This window comes from Streptomyces sp. NPDC046215 (assembly GCF_040646215.1).
GTDB classification, from domain to species: domain Bacteria; phylum Actinomycetota; class Actinomycetes; order Streptomycetales; family Streptomycetaceae; genus Streptomyces; species Streptomyces stramineus.
Genome location: NZ_JBEYZW010000002.1, coordinates 104,424 through 125,001, shown reverse-complemented (window position 1 = coordinate 125,001; position 20,578 = coordinate 104,424). Strand labels below are relative to the sequence as shown.

Sequence of the window (20,578 nt, the reverse complement as noted above, 5' to 3'; positions counted from 1 at the left end):
CAATGTCCGAGACAGTGACGATTCCCCAGGGGGGCAGGACCAGCCATTAAGAGGCCGGGCCGGCCGGGGAAAACACCTGTACATGTAGCGGGGGAAACGTGTTTGACTTATTCGCTGATGACGTCGACCGTGCACAGAATGATTGGCCCAGCCATGCATCGCTTCCCGATCTGCTCCGGGAGCGCGTGGCGGAAAATTCTGACGACACGGCGGTCGTCTACGGCCGCGATCGTCTGACCTACCGAGAACTGCTGTCGAAGAGCGAGGCACTGGCCGCTCACCTGCGGAAACTCGGTGTGACGCGGGACGACCGCGTGGGCCTTTTCGTCGAGCCCTCCCTCGATCTCATGGTGGGAGCCTGGGGAATCCTCTGTTCCGGAGGCGCTTATCTCCCGCTGTCACCCGAGTATCCGGAAGAACGTCTCCGGTACATGATCGAGGATGCCCGGGCCGGAATGATCGTCGCCCAGGAGCACCTGCGGGAGAAGCTGACGGAACTGTCCCCGCCCGGGACGAGGATCGTCACTCTGCGAGAAGTGCGGGAAGCGGCGGAATCCGACTCCCCGGGCCGGGAGAGCGCGCCCCGGCCGAAAGACCTCGCTTACGTCATCTACACCTCCGGGAGTACCGGAAAGCCCAAGGGTGTGATGATCGAGCACCACAGCGTCGTCAGTCAGATGCATTGGCTGAGGACGGCGTACGGGCTGGGCCCGGGTACGGCCGTCCTCCAGAAGACGCCCATGAGTTTCGACGCCGCCCAGTGGGAAATCCTGGCGCCCGCCTGCGGCGGCAAGGTGGTGATGGGCGACCCCGGCGTGTACCGGGACCCCGAGGGGCTCATCGAGACCGTCGTCGAGCACGGTGTCACCGCCTTGCAGTGCGTACCGACGCTCCTCCAGGCGCTGCTGGAGACCGAGGAGCTGGGCCGCTGCACCTCCCTGCGCCACGTGTTCAGCGGCGGCGAGGCCCTGTCGCGGAATCTCGCGGTGCAGGTGCTGGACGCCCTGCCGGGCTGCGATCTGATCAATCTCTACGGGCCGACCGAATGCACCATCAACGCCTCGGCGTTCACCGTGGACCGCGACCGGGTCGGCGAGGGGGCGGGCGCGGTTCCCATCGGATCCCCCGTGCACCGCACCCGGTACCACATCCTCGACGCGAACCTCGCCCCGGTCGGCGCCGGTGAGATCGGTGAGCTGTACATCGGCGGCGTCCAGCTGGCACGGGGGTACCTCGACCGGCCGGAACTGACCGCCGAACGCTTCATCGAGAGCCCCTTCCCCGGCGAGACCCGCCTGTACCGCACCGGGGACCTGGCCTCCTGGAACGACGACGGCACGGTGCAGTTCGCCGGCCGGGCCGACGGCCAGATCAAGCTGCGCGGGTTCCGCGTGGAGCTGGACGAGATCAGGCTGGCGATCGAGGCGCACGACTGGGTCAAGAACGCGGCGGTCCTCGTCAAGGACGACCGGCGCACCGGGTTCCAGAACCTCATCGCCTGCGTCGAGCTGAGCCCGAAGGAAGCGGCCCTGATGGACCAGGGCCGGCACGGCGCCCACCATCAGTCCAAGGAGAGCAAGCTCCAGGTGCGGGCGCAGCTGTCGAACGCCGGTACCCGCGAACCGGAGGAGCTGGCCGACAAGCCGGTCGTGGTCCTTCCGGGTGCCGAACCGGAGGCGCTGCAGCGGCGGCGTGTCTTCGCGCGCAAGACCTACCGGTTCTTCGAAGGCGGTGATGTCTCGCGGGACGACATCCTCCGGCTGCTCGGCCGGGAGACCGCGGGGGCGCCCCCGCGGAGCCCGGGCGATCTGACCATGGGTGAACTCGGCGAGATCCTGCGGTACTTCGGCCAGTACCGGAGCCCGGAACGACTGCTTCCGAAGTACGGGTACGCCTCGCCCGGGTCGCTCTACGCGACGCAGATGTACCTGGAGCTGAGCGGGATCTGCGGGCTGCGCTCCGGCCATTACTACTACCACCCGCTCGACCACCGGCTGGTGCTGATCCGCGACCTCCCGGAGGCCGACGGCCCCCGGTTCCGGGTCCATTTCATGGGCAAGAAGCGGGCGATCGAACCCGTCTACAAGAACAACATCCAGGAAGTCCTGGCGATCGAGACCGGTCATATGGTGGGCCTCTTCGATGAGGTCCTGCCCGAATACGGCCTGGGCACCGGCGAGCCGGCGGAGCTCGACCCCGCCGTGGCGAATCTCCTGGAGTGCGCCGCGGAGGACTACCGGCTGGGCACCGTCGAGATCCTCCCGCTCGATGCGCACCGGCCGGGCCCGGCGCCCGACATCTGTGTGCAGGCGCACCCGGGCAAGGTCACCGACCTGGCCGCCGGCCAGTACCGCTACCGGCAGGGCACCCTGGAGCGCATATCCGACGACATCGTCCGCAAGAAGGACGTCATCGCCATCAACCAGCGCGTCTACGACCGGTCGCAGTTCGGCATCTCGGTGCTGAGCCGCCCCGAACGCGGCTGGCTCGCGTACGTCGACCTCGGCCGCGCCCTCCAGCGGTTGCAGATGAACGACCAGGGCCTGGGCTTCATGTCCTCCGGCTACAGCTCCGAGACCGGGAACGACCTCTCCGCCGCCAAGCGCATCGCCGCCGTCCTGCGGGCGCGCGGTGACCGCGTCGGCCCCTCCTACTTCTTCGTCGGCGGCCGGGTGAGCCCCGCCCAGATCCGCAGCGAGGGAATGAAGGAGGATGTCGTCCACATGCAGGGCCCGGCCGAAATGATCAAAGAGGACCTGGCCACCTTCCTGCCCGACTACATGGTGCCCAACAAGGTCGTCGTCCTCGACCGGCTGCCCCTCACCGCCAATGGGAAGATCGACGTCAACGCGCTGCGGGCCGACGACCGGACGGACACCGACTTCGCCGACCGGCCCTTCATCCCGCCCAGAACCCGCACCGAGAAGCGGATCGGGGACATCTGGAAGAAGCTGATGAAGCGGGACGCCGTCTCGGTCGGCGACGACTTCTTCGCCTCCGGCGGCAACTCGCTCATCGCGGTCTCCCTCATCAACCGCATCAACAAGACCTTCGCGAGCTCGCTGCCGCTCCAGGCGCTCTTCGAGTCGCCGACCGTCGAGCAGCTGGCGCGCCGCGTCGACGGCGACACGGCCGCCGTGAGCTCCCGGCTGGTGCGGCTGCGGGACGAGGGCGCGAAGAGCCCGGTCCTGTGCTGGCCCGGCCTCGGCGGCTACCCGATGAACCTGCGCCTGCTCGCCACCCGGCTGGACATCGACCGCCCCTTCTACGGCGTCCAGGCACACGGCATCAACCAGGGAGAGGTGCCGTACGCCACCATCGCGGAAATGGCCGCCGAGGACATCAAGGCGATCAAGCAGCTCCAGCCGACCGGCCCCTACACCCTGTGGGGCTACTCCTTCGGGGCCCGCGTGGCCTTCGAGGCGGCCCACCAGCTGGAGCAGTCCGGCGAGCGGGTGGAGAACCTGTTCCTGATCGCCCCCGGGTCGCCCGAGGTCAGGGCCGTCGACGCGGAAGTCCACGGAAACGAACCGTCCTACCGCAACCCGGCATTCGTGACGATCCTCTTCTCCGTCTTCGCGGGCACCATCAGCGGGCCGCTGCTGGAGGAGTGCCTGCGGCAGGCCACCGACGACGAGAGCTTCGCCGCCTTCATCGGCACCGCCTTCAGCGGCCTCGACACCGAACTGGTGAAGAGGATCGTCCGGATCGTCCGCCGCACCTACGAGTTCACCTACACCTTCCGTGAACTGGCGGAACGCCGGATCAAGGCCCCGATCACCCTCTTCAAGGCCCAGGGTGACGACTACTCGTTCATCGAGAACAGCAGTGACTTCTCCGCGCAGGCCCCGACCGTGATCACCCTCCGGACGGACCACTACGGCCTGCTGCGGGACCCCGATGTCGATGAACTGCTCCAGGCGGTGCGACGCCGACTGCAAGAGCAGAAGCAGGACCAGTACCAGGAGAAGGAAAGGGAGATCGCCTTGCCCCACGTCAACATCAAGCACTTCCCCGTCGCGCTCAGCGAGGAGCGCGAGTCCGCGCTGGTCGCCGCGGTGACCCGGGCGGTGCAGTCGGCCTTCGAATGCGAGGAAGGGGTCATATCCATCGCGCTCGAACCGGTCGAGCAGGACGCGTGGAACGAGAAGGTGTACGTCCCCGAGCTGGTGGGGCGCAAGGAACTGCTGCGCAAGACCCCCGAGTACTGAGCGTCCCGCGCGGCCTCGCGGGACCCGCGCCCCGGCGCGGCGCCCTGAAGCTCGCCGTTAGCGGTTGCCGGCGCAGGCCGGCAACCGCTGTCAGTCACGACAACGACGACAAGGAACACAACGAATGACCACCCGCCGCACCCGACCCGGCGACATACCCCTCATCTTCAGCGACGAGGTGGCGGAAGCCGTCCACTCCGGTGCGCCGGTCGTGGCGCTGGAGTCCAACGTCATCACCCACGGCCTCCCCTACCCCCACAACGCCGCCACCGCGCGGAAGGTCGAGGCGGCGGTCCGGGCCGGCGGCGCCGTTCCCGCCACGATCGGTGTCGAGAACGGGAGCATCCTCATCGGGATGACCGACGACGACATCGAACGCTTCGCCTCGACCCCCGGCATCCCCAAGGTCAGCAGCAGGGACCTGCCCGTCGTCCTGGCCCAGGGCGGCCTGGGAGCCACCACCGTGGCCTCGTCCGTCGTGGCGGCCGAACTCGCGGGCATCCCGTTCTTCTCCTCCGCCGGGATCGGCGGCGTCCACCGTGGCGCCGAGACCACGATGGACATCTCCTCGGACCTCATCCAGTTCACCCGGTCCAAGGTCGCCGTCGTCTGCGCGGGTGCGAAGAGCATCCTGGACCTCGGCCTGACCATGGAGTTCCTGGAGACCCACTGCGTGCCGGTGGTCACCTACCAGTTCGACGAGTTCCCCGCGTTCTACTGCCGCACCAGCGGCATCCGCAGCCCGCACCGGCTGGACGACGAGACGGTGATCGCCCGCGCGGTCGAGGCCCACTGGGCCCTCGGCGGCCACGGCTCCTTCCTCGTGGCCACCCCGGTCAGGGAGGAAGACGCGATCGACAGCGCCGAGGTGGACGCCGCCATCGCCGACGCGACGGCCGCCGCCGAGCGCGAGGGCGTGCGGGGCAACGCCATCACCAAGTACCTGATGCACGCCGTCGACAAGGTGACCCGGGGCCGCTCCGCCCAGGCGAACATGTCGGTGCTCATCAGCACGGCCGAACTCGCCGGCCGGCTGGCAGTGGCGCACGCCCGGCTGCGGACCGAAGGCTCCACGGGCGCGACGGAGGAGGGCCGATGACCACCACCGCCCTCTTCGACCTGGACGGGACGCTCGTCGACACCCCGCGCGGGATCGTCGAGACGTTCACCGCCGCCTTCACCGCCATGGGCCTCGAAGCGCCCCGCCCCGAGGACATCAGGGCCACCATCGGCCTCCCCCTGGAGCGGGCGTTCGGATCGCTCATGGGCGTCGCCCCCGACGACGAGCGGGTGCCGGAGGCGATACGGCAGTACCAGTCGCTGTTCCGCGAGATCGTCCTGCCCAAAGCGGCGGACCTGCTCTTCCCCGGCGTGGCGGACGGCCTGACCGCCCTCCGCGACCAGGGCATCACCCTCACCGTGGCCACCAGCAAGTTCTACGCCAGCGCCGACGCACTGCTCACCGCCGCCGGCATCCGGGACCACTTCGTCATGGTGGTCGGCGCCGACCAGGTGTCCCACCCCAAGCCGCACCCCGAGTCGGGACTGGTGATCCTGCGGGAACTGGGCGTGCCGGGCGAGGACGCGGTGATGGTCGGGGACACCACCCACGACCTGCTGATGGCCCGGGCCTGCGGGATGCCCTCGATCGGCGTCACCTACGGCGTGCACCGCGAGGCCGAGCTCCGCACCGCCGAACCCACCTGGCTGGCCGACACCTTCGACGACGTCCTCGCCCGCATCGCGCCCGTGACGGCGCGGGCCTGAGGGCGGGCGGAGTGTTCGGACGTTCGACGGACTGGGTCCTGGGCATCGCGGGAGGTGTGCTCCTCGCGCTGATGACCCACTACAACAGCCTGCTGGCCAAGCACACCACCCCCACCTTCGCCTCGTGGGTCGCACACGGCCTGGGGGCGGCGGTGGCCCTCCTGCTCGTCCTGCTGGCCGGCTCGCGGCTGTTCCGGCGCGGGGGCGGGCGCGGCGACGGCGCCGGGGATGGAGGCGGGGAGGAGCGACGCCCGCGGGTGAAGGTGCCCCGCTGGTTCTACCTGGGCGGCATTCCGGGCGCGTTCACCGTCATCCTGGCCGCCATCACGGTGAACGGCAGCCTGTCGCTCTCCGGCACGATCGCGCTGATGCTGGTGGGCCAGATCGTCTTCGGGCTGGTGTCCGACCACTTCGGGCTGTTCCACAGCCCGAGGCGCCGCATCGTGCCCATGGACGGCGCGGTGGCGCTCTGTGTGCTCGCGGGCAGCGCCCTCATCATCTTCGGCGGTTCATGACGTGCTCCTCTATGTGTTCCTGGCGCTCCTCAACGGCGCGGTGATCGGCATCAGCCGCGCCGTCAACGGCCGGCTCAGCGCCACGGTCGGCCCCTTCCGGTCCTCGCTGTGGAACCACGCCGTGGGGTTCGCGTTCCTCACCGTGGCCCTCGTCGTGCTCGGCCAGTGGGAGTTCGGCGCGTCCCCGCCGTGGGCCGCGTATCTGGGCGGCTTCTTCGGCGCCCTGTTCGTGGCCGTCAACAGCTACGTGTTCCCGCGGGTCGGCGCGATGCACGCCGCGCTGCTGGTGATCAGCGGCCAGATGATCTCCGCCGTCCTCATCGACTGGCACACCGAGGGGGAGGCGCCGTCCGGCCTGCGCTGCCTCGGTGCCGCCGTCGTCCTCCTCGGCATCTACCTGTCACAGACCCGACGCACGAAAGAAAAAGCGAAGTGAACCACGCGCCGTTGATCGAGCAATTGCTGGACGACCGCAGCCACCACATCGAGTTCAACGGCCACCTCAGCAACCACGTCAAACACGCGGTGGTCGCCCTCGCCCGGCTCGGGGCAACCCCCGAGCGCATCAAGGACTACTACGACAGCTACGCGACCCTGACGACCTACGGTTACGGCCTGGAACCCGCCAGGCCCGCCGAGTCCGAGATCACGGACGACACCTGGCAGGACTACCTCGGCCGGCGCCGCGACTTCACCGCCCTCTGCGCGTACTTCGACCGCAAGGAACGCGAACTCGGCATGGACGAGGTGCTGCGGCGCTACCTGCCGACGCTGCTGCCGGGCTGGGTCGGCGCTTTCACGCACGCCACCATCCACCTGGGGTGGGCGCTGGACATCGGCAACCGGTGGATGGCCATCGAGGGCCTGGCGTACATGACGTTCACCTACGTCTCCTGCCACCCGGAGCGGTCCACCGCACCGGTGGAGGGGCCGGCGGACGCCTCGGCCGTCGACTCCCTGCTCCGCATCGCGGGCGCCTGGGACGCCGACCGCGAAGCACTCGGTGCGTGGGCACGCGCGGTCGGCACCGTTCCCGAGACCGGGCCGCCCGCGGGCATTCACCCCGAACTCGCGCGCTCCGGACTGCAGTACCGCAACGCGAGGATGCTGGAGGAAGGGCACCCGCTGATCCACCGGACCCCGTCGTGGATCGCGGACCAGCCCGTCGCCACCAGCTGGGAGCAGCTGTACTACGCGGCGACCCTGCTGTACCTCTCCCGCCCGGGCGACTTCGTCCTGCTCCACCTGGTCACCTCCCTGCACGCCATGGAGCAGATCGCCGCACGGCTGCCCGAAGACCTGCAACGGCACGTCATCACCTGCTACTGGACCGGGATGGTCGGCGTCGTCTTCGCCCTGGCCGACTTCCCGAAGCGGGACAAACTCCAGGCCCTGCACACCGCGTTCGCCGCGGCGGCGGACGCGGGCGGCGCCGCGACCTGGGCCCCGGACTGGCAGCTGACCATCGCCCGGTCCTTCGAGGAGGAGGAAGAGCACAACCCCAAGCTCGTCTACGTGATGCGCCGGATGTGGGACCGGACCGGCGGCCTGTCCGTCTACCGCCACGCGGCCGCCCAGTTCACCGCCACGCCCGCGCTGCCCCCGTCCTTCGAGCAGCCGCCCACCGAGTGACCCGCCGCCCGTACCCGCTCACCTCCGACCGTTGGGAGACCGGCCCCATGCCGACCACCACAGAACCGTCCGTCGACGCCTACCTCGGCAGCAGCCTCCACCTGCTTCCCCAGACCCGTCACCTGCGCGCCCTGCACACCATCGCCCGGGACCGCGGCGCGCGCCGAGACGAGTTCCTCCACGCCTCCGAACGCATCATCCGGATGCTGATCGAAGCCGGCCTCGAACTGCTCCCGTACGAGAAGCACGAGGTCACCACCCCCGTCGGCGCGACCTACGAGGGCCTGCGCCCGGCCTCCCCGGTGTGCGGCGTGTCCGTCGTCCGGGCGGGGGAGAGCATGGAAGGGCAACTGCGCGCCGTCTGCCCGGACATCCGCATCGGCAAGATCCTCATGCAGCGGGACAAGCAGACCAAGCAGCCGCACCACTCCTACACCTCGCTCCCCGCCGACATCGCCGACGGGCACGTCCTGCTGCTGGAACCCATGCTCGCCACCGGCGGCACGGCCCTCGCCACGATCGCGCTCCTGCTGGACAAGGGCGTCGCCGAGGAGAACATCATCTTCATCAACCTGATCACCGTGCCCGAGGGCGTCGAGCGGGTGTGCCGCCGCTACCCGAAGGTGCGCATCGTGACGTCCTCCATCGAGCAGCGGCTCAACGAGAACGCCTACATGATCCCGGGCATCGGGGACTTCGGCGACCGCTACTTCGGCACCGACATCGGGCTGCGTTGATCGAGAAGGTGGCGTGGATCCTGTCGCAGGACGGCCGGGTCCTCGCCGCTCGCTCCCGGGGCAAGGACGCCTATTACCTGCCCGGAGGCAAGCCCGAGCCGGGCGAGACCGCACACGAGGCCCTGATCCGGGAAGTGCGGGAGGAACTCGGCGTCGAGCTGCTCCCCGGGACGATCGCCCCGGCGTTCAGGGTCCGGGCCCCGGCCCACGGCGCGCCGGACGGCAGCGAGGTCCGCATGGCCTGCTACACGGCCGGCCACCGCGGCACTCCGGCCCCCCGGTCGGAGATCGCCGAACTGGCCTGGCTGACACCGGGCGGCCACCACCCGGTGAGCCGGGCGACCCGGGCGGCCCTCGACCTCCTGTGGGCCACCGCCGGGTAGGCCCGGCCGGCGGCGTCGGCCGACACGCTCCCTGGGTCACCCGGCGAAGGGCCGCTGCCCGGCCGGCGGCGCCCAACAGGCGGCCGGGCCCCGCTCCCGGTAGCACCCCGGCCGGGCGGGCCCGGCAGCCGGCCGGCCCGCGGGCCCGGGACGTCAGCCCGTGGAGAGCCCCGCCGCCGACTCGGCCAGCACGTCCAGCACCGGGCGGATCAGCGGGTGGTGTTCGGACCCCCGGCGCACGGCGGCGAACACACGCCGCGTCGCGGCCGGCCCCGTCACCGGCCGCACCACGGTGTCCTTGAGCTCCATGCCGCGCAGCGCGGAACGCGGCACCAGCGCCACCCCGACGCCGGCGCCCGCCAGCGCCACGACGGCCCGGAAGTCGTCCGAGGAGTGCACGAGACGCGGCCGGAACCCCGCGAGCTCGCAGGCCAGCAGCATCACGTCGTGGCAGGGGTTGCCGGGGTAGGGGCCGACCCAGTCGCTGTCGGCCAGCTCGCCGAGCGCGACGTGGGCGCCCTGGCCGAGCGGATGGGAGGCGTGCAGCACGGCGTCGAAGGGCTCCGCGTAGAGGGGCACGCGTACCAGCCGCCGGTCGTCCTCGCGCGGCGCGCCCCGGTACTCGACGGCCAGCACGACATCGGCCTCCCCGTCCAGCAGCAGCGGCAGGCTCTCGTCGCCCTCGGCGTCCCGCACCCGTATCCGGATGCCGGGGTGCCGGTCGGCGAGGCGCCCGATGGCCGGGGCGAGCACTTCCGCGATGCCCGTGGCGAAGGCCGCCACGCGCACCTCGCCGGCCGCCCCGCTCGCGTACTCCGCGAGCTCGGCCTCGGCCCGCTCCAACTGGGCCAGCACGGCGTTGGCGTGCGCCAGCAGAATGTCGCCGGACGCCGTCAGCCGCACCCCCTTGCCGCTGCGGGTGAGCAAGGTGTGGCCGGTCTCCTGCTCCAGCGCGGAGAGCTGCTGGGACACGGCGGAGGGGGTCAGATAGAGCGCTGCGGCCGCGGCGGTCACCGTCCGGTGGTCCGCCACGGCCCGCAGAATACGCAGCCTGCGGGGGTCGATCACCCAGCCATTGTCCCCCGCGCGTCGACGAAGGCCGCCACGGCCCGCTCCACGTCGGCCGTGGAGTGTGCGGCGGAGAGCTGCACCCGGATCCGGGCCGCGCCCATCGGCACGACGGGGTAGGAGAAACCGATCACGTACACGCCCCGCTCCAGCAGCAGCTCGGCCATCCGGCCGGCCTCGGCCGCGTCACCGATCATGACGGGGGCGATCGGGTGGTCGCCGGGCAGGATCTCGAATCCGGCCTCGGTCATCTTCGTGCGGAACAGCTTGGTGTTGTCGTGGAGACGCTCCCGCAGCTCCCCGGCCGACTCCAGCAGGTCGAGCACCTTGATCGACGCGGCGGCGATCACCGGGGCGAGGGAGTTGGAGAACAGGTACGGGCGCGAGCGCTGGCGCAGCAGCTCGACGATCTCGGCGCGGGCCGCGACGTAACCGCCGGAGGCGCCGCCGAGCGCCTTGCCGAGGGTGCCGGTGATGATGTCGACGCGGTCCATGACCCCGTGCAGCTCGGGGGTGCCGCGCCCGCCGGGGCCGACGAAGCCGACGGCGTGCGAGTCGTCGACCATGACCATGGCGTCGTACCGGTCCGCCAGGTCGCAGATCTCGGCGAGCGGGGCGACGTAGCCGTCCATCGAGAAGACGCCGTCGGTGACGATGAGCCGCCGGCGGGCGTCCTGGGTGTCCTTGAGCTGCTGCTCCAGGTCCGCCAGGTCGCGGTTGGCGTAGCGGTGGCGGCGCGCCTTGGAGAGGCGGATGCCGTCGATGATCGAGGCGTGGTTCAGGGCGTCGGAGATGACCGCGTCCTCGGGGCCCAGCAGCGTCTCGAAGACACCGCCGTTGGCGTCGAAGCAGGAGGAGTAGAGGATCGTGTCCTCCTGGCCCAGGAAGGCCGAGAGCCGCTGCTCCAGCTCCTTGTGGATCTCCTGGGTGCCGCAGATGAAGCGCACGGAGGCCATGCCGTAGCCCCAGCGGTCGAGCGCCTCCTTGGCGGCGGCGACGACCTCGGGGTGGTCGGCCAGGCCGAGGTAGTTGTTGGCGCAGAAGTTCAGCACGTCACCGGACGCGACCGCGACGGAGGCGCTCTGCGGAGTGCCGATGACCCGCTCGGGCTTGTAGAGACCGGCGGTGCGGATCTCGTCGAGGGTCGTGCGGAGCTCGTCGCGGACGGATGCATACATGTGAGGGCTCTCCTGGCGGTGTGTCGCGGGGCTGGGGGAGGGGGCGGGGCCCCCGGGTCGGGAAAGGGCGGGACCTGGCGGGGGTCCGCCGCTGAATCAGCTCGTCCAGTCGAGGATGATCTTGCCGCTGCGGGCGGTGGCGGCCTCGTCGAAGGCCGCGTCGAAGTCCTGGAAGCCGTAGCTGCCGGTGATCACGGGGGTGAGGTCGAGCCCGCCCTCCAGCAGGACGGTCATCGCGTACCACGTCTCGTACATCTCACGGCCGTAGATCCCCTTGACCGTGATCATCGAGGTGACGATCTTCGACCAGTCGACCGCGAACTCCTCGGAGGGCAGGCCGAGCATCGCGATCCGGCCGCCGTGCGTCATGTTCGCGACCATGTCGCGCATCGCCTCGGGACGGCCCGACATCTCCAGACCGATGTCGAAGCCCTCCTTGAGGCCCAGCTGCCGCTGCGCGTCGGCGATGTCGGTCCGGGCGACGTTGAGGGCCAGGGTCGCACCGGCCTTGCGGGCGATCTCCAGCCGGGACTCGCTGACATCGGTGATCACGACATTGCGGGCGCCGGCGTGCCGGGCGACGGCCGCCGCCATGATGCCGATCGGGCCCGCGCCGGTGATCAGCACGTCCTCGCCGACGAGGGGGAAGGACAGCGCGGTGTGCACGGCGTTGCCGAACGGGTCGAAGATCGCGGCCACGTCCAGATCCACCTCGGCCCGGTGCACCCAGACATTGGAGGCGGGCAGGACCACGTACTCGGCGAACGCGCCGTTACGGCCGACACCGAGACCGACCGTGGAGCGGCACAGGTGCCGGCGGCCCGCCAGACAGTTGCGGCACCGCCCGCACACCAGGTGGCCCTCACCGCTCACCAGGTCACCGACCGCCACGTCCGGCACGTCCGCGCCGACGGCCGCGACCTCCCCCACGAACTCGTGGCCGAGCACGAGCGGCGTGGCGACGGCCTGCTGCGCCCACCCGTCCCAGGACCTGATGTGCAGGTCCGTGCCGCAGATGCCGGTACGGAGCACCTTGATCAGCACATCGCCCGGGCCCGCCTCCGGCTCCGGCACGTCCATCAGCCACAGACCCGGCTCGGCGTACTGCTTGACAAGTGCCTTCATGGCGGTGGCTCCAGGCGGGGAAAAACTGATCGTGGACGCTGCCAATCTGGCGGGCCGCGGGCCTCACGTCCATCGAGGATTTCTTAACCGCGCCCACAGCGGAGCTTCACACGTCCGGAGGCCGGGCCGGTCCCGGGCCCGTTCCGGGCCGCCGACGGCCTTCCTGCGGCCGTATGACGGCCTTCCAACGACCTTCCAGCAGCTCTCCGGTGGCCTTCCGGCAGGGGCGGCGGCCTCTGTGGACGCGTGCCGGACCGTGCGTCCGGCTAGGTTGACGGCGTGACCGTTCACGACACGGGGGAACGTCATGCCCGGGGCCGGTACCTCGCGGCCGCGGGGGTGTTCGCCGTCGGCATGGCGGGGACCACCTTGCCGACGCCGCTGTACGGGCTCTACCGGGAACGGATCGGCTTCTCCGAGCTGATGGTGACGGTCGTCTTCGCCGTCTACGCGCTCGGCGTGATCGCCGCGCTGCTGGCCGCCGGTGACTTCTCCGACCTGCTGGGCCGCCGCCCGGTGCTGCTGACCGCACTGGTGCTGTCGGCCCTGAGCGCGGTGTGCTTCCTGGCCGAGAACGGGCTGCCGCTGCTGTTCGCCGGACGGCTGCTCTCCGGCTTCTCCGCCGGGCTCCTCAGCGGGGCCGCGACAGCCGCCGTGCTGGAGCTGGCACCGCCCGGGCCGGGCGCACGGGCGGCGTTCGCCGCCACGGCCGCCAACATGGGCGGCCTGGGCTGCGGCCCGCTGCTCGCGGGCGTCCTGGCGGAGCACGCGCCGTGGCCGCTCCGCCTGCCCTTCCTGGTCCACATCGCGCTGCTCCTCGTGGCCTTCGCCGTCACCCGCGCCCTGCCGGAGACCGTGCGGCGGCGCACGCCCCGCCCGCCGCTGCGCCCTCAGGGCATGGTCGTCCCCCCGCAGGCGCGTGCGGCGTTCGTGCCCGCCGGGCTGGCCGCGTTCGCCGGCTTCTCCCTGATGGGGCTGTTCACCGCGGTGGCACCGGGCTTCCTCGCCGAGACGCTGGACGAGCACAACCTGGCGGTCACCGGCGCCGTCGTCTTCTCGGTGTTCTGCGCCTCGACCGCCGGTCAGCTCCTGATGGGCCGGCTGGGCGTCCGGCGCGCCCTGCCGGCCGGCTGCCTGGTGCTGACGGCCGGCATGGTCCTCGTGGCCTGCTCCCTCCTGGCCGAGTCCCTGCCGGTGCTCGTCGCCGGTGCGGTGGCCGGGGGATTCGGCCAGGGGTTGGCCTTCCGCGCGGGCATCACCGACGTGAGCGCGGCGGCCCCGGACGAGCGGCGGGGCGCGACGATCTCGGCCTTCTTCGTCGTCGCCTACGCCGGGATCTCCCTGCCGGTGGTCGGCGTCGGGGCCCTCACCCTGGCCCTGGGGCTGCGCGGCGCGGGCCTGGTCTTCGCGGGGTGCGTCGTGCTGCTGTCGGCCGGCGTGGGCGTGTTCCTCCTGCGCCGGCCCCCTCGGACGGACTGACAGCCGGCCGTCCGCGTCACCGCACCGCCCGCTCGAAGGACCGCACAACCGTCCCGCGACCCGGACACACGCTGCCTGCGTGCTCTTTCTCCCGCCTCGCGCCGCTGTCGCCGGCGGATCACCCCGGCGCCTCGGCGGCCCCGGCCCGCCCCGGTCGCTACGGCCGCCCGGCCGGCCGGCGCACCTCCGCCATGTCGCGCTGCAGATGTGCCCCGCCCCTGCCCGTACCGGCCCCCTCCCGGGGGAAGGACGCCACCCGGACGGTGGGGAACGCCGCGCACACGAACTTCGAGGCCCGGCTGAGGCACCATCTTCGCCTTGCTCTTCGACCGCAGGAGGAGGAGCAGGCCGGCGGCGATCCACCGCCACACCGTCCGGGCCGGCAGCGCGTACCAGTCGGCGAGCATGCCCGCCCAGGTGTGCCCGCCCACGTGGTGGCCCAGCTCGTGGGCGAGGACGGCCGCCAGCTGCGAGTTGGGCAGCCGGTCCAGGGCGTGCCGGGTGACGGCGACGATGTGCCCGGCCGCGGCGGTCGCGTTCAGCTCGGCGCGCTCCTGGACCCACAGTTCGTACGTTCCCTGGCTCACCCCGGCCCGGCGTGTCACCTCTTCCCACACCGCGTCCAGCCGTTCGGCTTCCTCGCGCGTGGGCCGCCGCATCTTCAGCAGGTGCCGGGCGATGGCCGCTTCGGCGGGGCGGTGGAAGACCAGGGGGCCGGAGAGCAGCCACACCGCCGCCATGACCAGCCCCAGTAAGGGGTTGACCAGGGAGAAGGCCAAGCTGACCACGACGAGGCTGATCAGCGCCGTCGGAAGGGGCATGACCAGTTGGGAGAGGGCGGCGCCGTCCACCCCGCGCTGATGCGCCTTCAGGTGCTTGCGCCCGGACTGCAGGGCCAGGTCGTCGTGCCCGACGGCACCTGCGGGGCCGGACGCGACGTCCCCGGGCGGGAACGGGCCCCCGCCGGGGTGCGGGGGCGCGCTCGGCGGTGCCGGGGGCGGTTCCGGGTATGCGGGCGGTGCGCATGCCGGGCCGGCGGGCGGGTTCGCCGTGGGTTCGCCGCCCGGGTAGGGGGGTGGGGTTTCCGGATGGCCGGACGGTGTCTCGGTGGAGTCCGGCCGCGCCGGGGGCGGTCCCGGGTACGGGGGTGGTGCGTGGGCCGGGCCGGCGGGCGGATTCACCCTCGGTTCCTCGCCCGGGTAGGGCGGTTCGGCCCCCGGGTGGCCGGACGGTGTTTCCCCGGCCGGACGGACCGGCGGCTCCCCGCCCGGGTACACGGGCGGCGCACCGGCGGCGCCCACGGTCCCGGGGCGCGTCCCTTCGCCGGGGTACGGCGGCGGGGCCGCGGGCGGCTCGGACGCTGTCGGGTACGGGGGCGGCTCCTGCGGCAGCGGCGCCGGGGGCAGCGGTACCGGGGGTGGTGGCACCTCGGGGGCCTCGGGCCGGCTCTGGTCGGGCATGGTCGTGTCTCTCCTGAACGTTGTCGTCCGATGCGTGGCGGCCGGCCGGGTCAGCCGACGAGGAGCGCTCCCGGCAGCAGCACCATCGCGGCCGTGAAGCCGGCCATGCCGGCGCGCAGCCACCGGTACTTCCCGGCGACTATCCGGCTGTTGTCCGTGAGGGCCGTGAGGATCGCGGCCGCGGGGGCCCGTTCGGTCTCCCGCAGGGCCTCCTCCAGTGCCGGCCGGCCCCGGCGCGCCGCGCCGTGGATGTCGGCGAAGTGGGTGAGGGGCAGCCCGGGGCGCCACGCGTGCGAGCGGTAGCGGGGGATCACCGTCATCAGCAGCGAGAACAGCGAGCCGAGGAAGCAGGCCGCACCCGCCCACCACAGCACCTGCCCCGGCGCTGAGAGGGACGTCGGCTGCCAGCCCCGGACGGCGAGCACACCGACGAGCGCGGACGCGGCCATGCTCTGCGCGGCCACCAGCACGGAGCCCTTGGTGTCGGCCCGGGCGGCCTCCTGGCGCAGCTCCAGGAGCAGCCGGTCGGCCGCGCGCGAGCTTCCGCCGGGCGAACCGGTGGTCTCGCAGTTCTCGCTCGTGTGTGAGCGCGGCTTCGCCCCGGCGGATCTGGATCGCGCACCGCACGTGCAGCGCCGACCCCGCACGCCGCCGCCGTGGCGACCCCGGTCAGCCCTCCACCGTCTGCACCTGCGGCGGGTGGCCGTTCCAGGTGACGAAGACCGAGGTGGTCCGCGCGCCCGCCACGAAGTCCACCCGGATCCACGCGCTCTGCTTCCACACCCGCATCTGCCAGCCCTCCTCCGGCGCCGCCGAGACGAGCGTCGCCGCGCTCTCGCCGAGGTCGAAGACCGCCCGCCCGCCCCGCACCGGGTAACTCTTCACCGCACCGGCCGCGGGCGGCGGTGGCGACGCGGGGCTCGGTGTGACAGCGGGCGGTGAGGACGGGGCCTCCCGGGCGGACGGCCTTGCGGGCTGCGAGGGCGAGGGGGAGGGGGAGGCCGCCGGCTCCGGGGCGGGTGCAGGGGCGGACGAACCGGGCGTGGCCGGTGCCGTGTTGCCGGAGATCGGCAGCGCGCGCGGAGGCTCGTAGGCCGTGCCCGCCAGCACCGTCCGCACCCCGTACCAGGACACCGCCACGGCCGCCGCCGTCGCCAGCGCCCACGCCAGGGCCTGCATCATCGCTCGTCTCACCTGGCTCATAGTGCCTCACCCGTATGGCGTACGGTGCGGGCCATGGCAAGACTGCTCGTAGTCGAGGACGACCCGTTCGTACGCTCCGCCCTCATCCGGCAGCTGACCGAGGCGTCGCACACCGTCCGCAGCGTCGGGACCGCTCTCGAAGCGCTGCGCGAGGTCGCGCAATTCCCCTTCGACCTGGTCATCCTCGACCTGGGACTGCCGGACCTCGACGGCGCGCAGGCACTGAAGATGCTGCGCGGCATCACCGACGTGCCCGTCATCGTGGCCACGGCGCGGGACGACGAAGCGGAGATCATCAGGCTGCTCACCGACGGCGCCGACGACTACCTGGTCAAGCCGTTCTCCGTGGCGCACCTCACCGCCCGCATGGCCGCCGTGCTCCGCCGCGCGGGCCGGGGCGGCACCGCGGCCGAGCCGGTGCCGGCCGGAGTGCTGCGCGTCGGCGGCCTGGCGGTCGACCCGCTGCGCCGGCTGGCCGAACTCGACGAAAGCCCTCTGGACCTGACGCGACGTGAGTTCGACCTGCTCGCCTACCTCGCCGGCCGGCCCGGCGTCGTCGTCCCGCGCAAGGAACTCCTCGCCGAGGTCTGGCAGCAGTCCTACGGCGACGACCAGACCATCGACGTGCACCTGTCCTGGCTGCGCCGCAAGCTCGGCGAGACGGCCGCCAGCCCGCGCTACCTGCACACCGTCCGCGGGGTCGGGGTGAAACTGGAGGCGCCCGGGGCCAAGGGGGCGCCGGCGTGAGATGGGCGCTCATCAGGGTGTCGCTGGCCGTCACGGTGATGGTGGTGCTGGCCTTCGCCGTGCCGCTCGGGCTGGTGGTCCAGGAGCTGGCCCGGGACCGCGCCTTCGCCGACGCAGAACGGCAGGCCGCCCAGATACGCCCCGCCCTCGCCATCACCACCGACCGCGACCAGCTGGAACGAGCGGTCGCCAGCTCGCAGGCCGGCGGGGACGGCCGGATGGCCGTCCACGTACCGGACACGACCGGCACCCGGCGGGGGAGTACCGCCGACGCCCCCGGGACGCACGAGGCGTACGGCATCGGCCGGCGCCGGGCCGAACCCCGCGACGTGGAGACCGCACGCCGGGGCCGCTCCGCCGTCACCTCCGTGCCCGGCGGCTACGCCCTGCTCCAGCCGACGGCCCTGAGCAGCGGCGAGTTCGCGGTGGTCGAGGTCTACGTGCCGCACCGCGCGGTCGACAACGGCGTCACCACCTCCTGGCTGATCCTCGCCGGCGTGGGCCTCGGCCTGATCGCCGGTTCCCTCGTCACCGCCGACCGCCTCGGCCTGCGCCTGGTGCGCCCGGCCGAACGGCTCGCCCGGGCCGCCGCCGAGCTCGGCGAGGGCCACCTGGGCGTACGGGTCCGCGAGGACGGCCCGGCCGAACTGCGCGCCGCCGCCGTCGCGTTCAACTCGATGGCCGACAAGATCGTGCGGCTCCTGGCCAACGAACGGGAACTGGCCGCCGACCTCTCGCACCGGCTCCGCACCCCGCTCACCGTCCTGCGCCTCAACGCCGCCTCCCTCGGCGAGGGTCCGGCCGCCGACCAGACCCGCGCCGCCGTCGCCCAGCTGGAGCACGAGGTGGACCAGCTGATCCGCGCGGCCCGGGAGCAGGGGGAGCGCACGGAGCGGCCCGTGCTCGGCTGCGACGCCTGCGACGTGATCCGCGACCGCATGGACTTCTGGTCCGCGCTCGCGGAGGACCAGGGCCGCACGGTGCGGCTCGCGGGCGTCGACGCGGCCCTGCGCGTCCCCGTCGCCCGCCCCGAACTCGCCGCCGCGCTCGACGCGATGCTCGGCAACGTCTTCCGGCACACCCCCGAGGGCACGGCCTTCGCCGTGGACGTGCACCAGGGCGAGGACGCCGTGATCGTGCTCGTCTCCGACGCGGGCCCGGGCATCGCGGACCCGGACGCCGCGCTCCGCCGCGGCCACGGCGACGGGGGCCCCGGCTCCACGGGCCTCGGCCTCGACATCGTGCGCCGGGTCGCGGAGTCCACCGGGGGCGACGTACGGATCGGGCGGTCGGTGCTCGGCGGCACGGAGGTACGGGTGTGGCTCTCGCTGGACGGCGGGGGCCGGCCGCGGCGGGGCGGGCGGCGGCGCCGGATCCGCCGCGCGGGAGCGGGCTGGAAGACAGGACGGACGACGGGACGGCGGGTCTCCTGAGCCGCCCCGTCGTCCGCGACCCGGCCCCGGTCCTTTAACCGTCACCCATGTGTGTCTTAAGCCCGCCATAAATAGCGGGCCCGGGCACGGGATTCGGCGATTGGTCCGGTTCGCTCCCGCTAGCGTGCTGCCGCGTCACCCCCCGACACACGACAGGCAGGTACGCGATGGGATCCTCCGCACACCGTCGACGAGTGAGCCGCACGGCGAAGCTGATCGGTACCGGCGTCGCCGTGGCGCTCGCGGCCGGTGCCGCGGTCACGCTCACCGGCACGGCGAGCGCCGCGCCGGTCGGGGCCGGCTTCTCCCGGACCGGTTCCTGGGCGGGCGGCTACACCGGCCAGTTCGTGGTCACCAATGACACGGACAAGGAACTGCCGGGCTGGAAGCTGACGTTCGAGCTCCCGGCCGACACGAAGGTCACCTCGCTCTGGAACGGCAAGCACACGGTCAGCGGCCGCACCGTCACCGTCGAACCGGAGAGCTGGAACGCGACCATCGCGCCCCGGAAGTCCGTCACCGTCGGATTCGTCGCCGCCGGGGACGCGGCGGCCGGCCCGGTCGCCTGCCACATCGACAACGGCACGTGCGCGGTGGACGAGGCCCCCGGGCCGAAGCCCGCCGAGCCGGCGCCCACCCCGCCTGCGCCTTCCACCCCTTCCGCTCCGTCCGCCGAGCCCTCGCCGTCCAGGCCGGCGCCGGACGCGACCGCACCCGCCCCGGGCGGCGGTGGCGCCGCCTTCGCCCCCTACGTCGACACCGTCCTCCACCCCGCCTACGACCTCCTGGGCACCGCGAAGAAGACCGGCGTGAAGGAGTTCAACCTGGCCTTCATCACCTCCTCCGGCGGCTGCACCCCCTCCTGGGGCGGCGTGTCCGACCTCGCCGGCAACCCCGTGGCCCGGCAGATCGGCCCGCTGCGGGAGGCGGGCGGCGACGTACGGGTCTCCTTCGGCGGCGCCGCCGGCTCCGAGCTGGGGCTCGCCTGCTCCTCCGCCGAGACCCTCGCGGCCGCGTACGGCAAGGTCGTCGACGCCTACCGGCTCACCAAGGTCGACTTCGACATCGAGGGGAGCGCCCTGCCCGACAAGGCCGCCAACACCCGGCGCGCCCGGGCCGTCGCGCTGCTCCAGAAGAAGCACCCCGGCCTCGACGTGTCCTTCACCCTGCCGGTCATGCCCACGGGCCTCACCCAGGACGGTGTCGACCTGGTCGAGGACGCCAAGAAGAACGGCGTGTCCATATCGGCGGTCAACGTCATGGCGATGGACTACGGGCCCTCCTTCGACGGCGACATGGGGCAGTACGCGATCGACGCCGCCACCGCGACACATGCCCAGCTCAAGGGCGTGCTCGGGCTCGGTGACGCGGCCGCCTGGAAGGCCGTGGCGGTCACCCCGATGATCGGTGTCAACGACGTGGCCACCGAGGTCTTCAAGGTCGACGACGCGGCACAGCTGGCGAAGTTCGCCCGCTCCAAGGGCATCGGATGGCTGTCGATGTGGTCCGCCGCGCGCGACAAGCAGTGCCCGGGCGGCGCACAGCACTCCGCCTCCGCGACCTGCAGCTCGATCCCGCAGGACGAACTCGCCTTCACCAAGGCGTTCGCCGCTCCCCAGGGCTGACGCACCACCGCTTCA

17 protein-coding genes and 1 pseudogene are annotated in these 20,578 nt (G+C 72.2%); 12 read left to right on the top strand and 6 right to left on the bottom strand.

Annotation, left to right across the window (positions count from 1 at the left end):
- The first annotated feature begins 185 nt into the window (after nt 1-185).
- The 8 genes from ABZ951_RS01660 (at nt 186) to ABZ951_RS01625 (ending at nt 9,245) form a co-directional block, all read left to right on the top strand.
- The gene (locus tag ABZ951_RS01660; RefSeq protein ID WP_344092344.1) at nt 186-4,211 is read left to right on the top strand and encodes an amino acid adenylation domain-containing protein; all 4,026 of its coding nucleotides are present in this window, start codon (nt 186-188) and stop codon (nt 4,209-4,211) included.
- A gap of 124 nt (nt 4,212-4,335) precedes the next feature.
- Nucleotides 4,336-5,310 (top strand): pseudouridine-5'-phosphate glycosidase, encoded by a 975-nt coding sequence (locus tag ABZ951_RS01655; RefSeq protein WP_344092342.1) that lies wholly within the window; start codon nt 4,336-4,338, stop codon nt 5,308-5,310.
- A complete protein-coding gene (locus ABZ951_RS01650; RefSeq protein WP_344092340.1) occupies nt 5,307-5,978 on the top strand; it encodes an HAD family hydrolase in 672 nt (223 codons plus the stop codon). The genes ABZ951_RS01655 and ABZ951_RS01650 overlap by 4 nt, the downstream gene beginning before the upstream one ends.
- 11 nt (nt 5,979-5,989) lie before the next feature.
- On the top strand, nt 5,990-6,493 hold the full coding sequence (locus ABZ951_RS01645; protein ID WP_344092337.1) for a DMT family transporter: 504 nt from the start codon (nt 5,990-5,992) through the stop codon (nt 6,491-6,493).
- 1 nt (nt 6,494) lies between these two features.
- The gene (locus ABZ951_RS01640) at nt 6,495-6,929 is read left to right on the top strand and encodes a DMT family transporter (RefSeq protein WP_344092335.1); all 435 of its coding nucleotides are present in this window, start codon (nt 6,495-6,497) and stop codon (nt 6,927-6,929) included.
- Nucleotides 6,926-8,125, top strand: a complete 1,200-nt coding sequence (locus tag ABZ951_RS01635) for a questin oxidase family protein (RefSeq protein WP_344092333.1) — start codon at nt 6,926-6,928, stop codon at nt 8,123-8,125. The genes ABZ951_RS01640 and ABZ951_RS01635 overlap by 4 nt, the downstream gene beginning before the upstream one ends.
- A gap of 47 nt (nt 8,126-8,172) precedes the next feature.
- Nucleotides 8,173-8,862: a uracil phosphoribosyltransferase gene (gene upp / locus ABZ951_RS01630; protein WP_344092331.1), complete on the top strand. Its 690-nt coding sequence runs from the start codon at nt 8,173-8,175 to the stop codon at nt 8,860-8,862.
- A complete protein-coding gene (locus ABZ951_RS01625) occupies nt 8,859-9,245 on the top strand; it encodes an NUDIX domain-containing protein (protein ID WP_344092328.1) in 387 nt (128 codons plus the stop codon). Before upp ends, ABZ951_RS01625 begins: the two co-directional genes overlap by 4 nt.
- A gap of 153 nt (nt 9,246-9,398) precedes the next feature.
- Here the strand turns inward: ABZ951_RS01625 and ABZ951_RS01620 are convergent, their stop codons facing one another.
- The 3 genes from ABZ951_RS01620 to tdh all read right to left on the bottom strand — a co-directional run bounded on the left by ABZ951_RS01620 (nt 9,399) and on the right by tdh (nt 12,616).
- Nucleotides 9,399-10,313: a LysR substrate-binding domain-containing protein gene (locus tag ABZ951_RS01620; protein ID WP_344092325.1), complete on the bottom strand. Its 915-nt coding sequence runs from the start codon at nt 10,311-10,313 to the stop codon at nt 9,399-9,401.
- Nucleotides 10,310-11,491: a glycine C-acetyltransferase gene (locus tag ABZ951_RS01615; protein WP_344092323.1), complete on the bottom strand. Its 1,182-nt coding sequence runs from the start codon at nt 11,489-11,491 to the stop codon at nt 10,310-10,312. Before ABZ951_RS01615 ends, ABZ951_RS01620 begins: the two co-directional genes overlap by 4 nt.
- Nucleotides 11,492-11,587: 96 nt before the next feature.
- Entirely contained in the window at nt 11,588-12,616 is a 1,029-nt protein-coding gene (tdh, locus tag ABZ951_RS01610; protein WP_344092321.1) for an L-threonine 3-dehydrogenase, read from the bottom strand.
- Between the two features lie 354 nt (nt 12,617-12,970).
- On the opposite strand from tdh, the gene ABZ951_RS01605 reads away from it, so the two are divergent.
- Nucleotides 12,971-14,095, top strand: a complete 1,125-nt coding sequence (locus tag ABZ951_RS01605; RefSeq protein ID WP_344092379.1) for an MFS transporter — start codon at nt 12,971-12,973, stop codon at nt 14,093-14,095.
- 413 nt (nt 14,096-14,508) lie between these two features.
- Here the strand turns inward: ABZ951_RS01605 and ABZ951_RS01600 are convergent.
- From ABZ951_RS01600 to ABZ951_RS01590, 3 genes and pseudogenes are all read right to left on the bottom strand, one after another.
- A pseudogene (locus ABZ951_RS01600) lies at nt 14,509-14,754 on the bottom strand (M48 family metalloprotease); the annotation flags it as partial.
- Nucleotides 14,755-15,605: 851 nt separating this feature from the next.
- Complete coding sequence (locus ABZ951_RS01595; RefSeq protein ID WP_344092319.1) at nt 15,606-16,202, bottom strand: Pycsar system effector family protein; 597 nt, start codon at nt 16,200-16,202, stop codon at nt 15,606-15,608.
- 22 nt (nt 16,203-16,224) lie between these two features.
- Nucleotides 16,225-16,749: a hypothetical protein gene (locus ABZ951_RS01590; RefSeq protein WP_344092317.1), complete on the bottom strand. Its 525-nt coding sequence runs from the start codon at nt 16,747-16,749 to the stop codon at nt 16,225-16,227.
- A 42-nt stretch (nt 16,750-16,791) separates the two neighbouring features.
- Between ABZ951_RS01590 and ABZ951_RS01585 the strand changes: the two genes are divergently transcribed.
- The 3 genes from ABZ951_RS01585 to ABZ951_RS01575 all read left to right on the top strand — a co-directional run bounded on the left by ABZ951_RS01585 (nt 16,792) and on the right by ABZ951_RS01575 (nt 20,563).
- On the top strand, nt 16,792-17,505 hold the full coding sequence (locus ABZ951_RS01585) for a response regulator transcription factor (RefSeq protein ID WP_344092315.1): 714 nt from the start codon (nt 16,792-16,794) through the stop codon (nt 17,503-17,505).
- Complete coding sequence (locus ABZ951_RS01580) at nt 17,502-18,938, top strand: HAMP domain-containing sensor histidine kinase (RefSeq protein WP_344092313.1); 1,437 nt, start codon at nt 17,502-17,504, stop codon at nt 18,936-18,938. The genes ABZ951_RS01585 and ABZ951_RS01580 overlap by 4 nt, the downstream gene beginning before the upstream one ends.
- Nucleotides 18,939-19,105: 167 nt before the next feature.
- The gene (locus tag ABZ951_RS01575; RefSeq protein WP_344092311.1) at nt 19,106-20,563 is read left to right on the top strand and encodes a cellulose binding domain-containing protein; all 1,458 of its coding nucleotides are present in this window, start codon (nt 19,106-19,108) and stop codon (nt 20,561-20,563) included.
- The last annotated feature ends 15 nt before the right edge of the window (nt 20,564-20,578 follow it).

Coding starts and splice junctions, on each gene's coding strand:
- ABZ951_RS01575 (WP_344092311.1), top strand. CDS start 19,106: ATGGGATCCTCCGCACACCGTCGACGAGTGAGCCGCACGGCGAAGCTG.
- tdh (WP_344092321.1), bottom strand. CDS start 12,616: ATGAAGGCACTTGTCAAGCAGTACGCCGAGCCGGGTCTGTGGCTGATG.
- ABZ951_RS01605 (WP_344092379.1), top strand. CDS start 12,971: ATGGCGGGGACCACCTTGCCGACGCCGCTGTACGGGCTCTACCGGGAA.
- ABZ951_RS01585 (WP_344092315.1), top strand. CDS start 16,792: ATGGCAAGACTGCTCGTAGTCGAGGACGACCCGTTCGTACGCTCCGCC.
- ABZ951_RS01615 (WP_344092323.1), bottom strand. CDS start 11,491: ATGTATGCATCCGTCCGCGACGAGCTCCGCACGACCCTCGACGAGATC.
- ABZ951_RS01655 (WP_344092342.1), top strand. CDS start 4,336: ATGACCACCCGCCGCACCCGACCCGGCGACATACCCCTCATCTTCAGC.
- upp (WP_344092331.1), top strand. CDS start 8,173: ATGCCGACCACCACAGAACCGTCCGTCGACGCCTACCTCGGCAGCAGC.
- ABZ951_RS01650 (WP_344092340.1), top strand. CDS start 5,307: ATGACCACCACCGCCCTCTTCGACCTGGACGGGACGCTCGTCGACACC.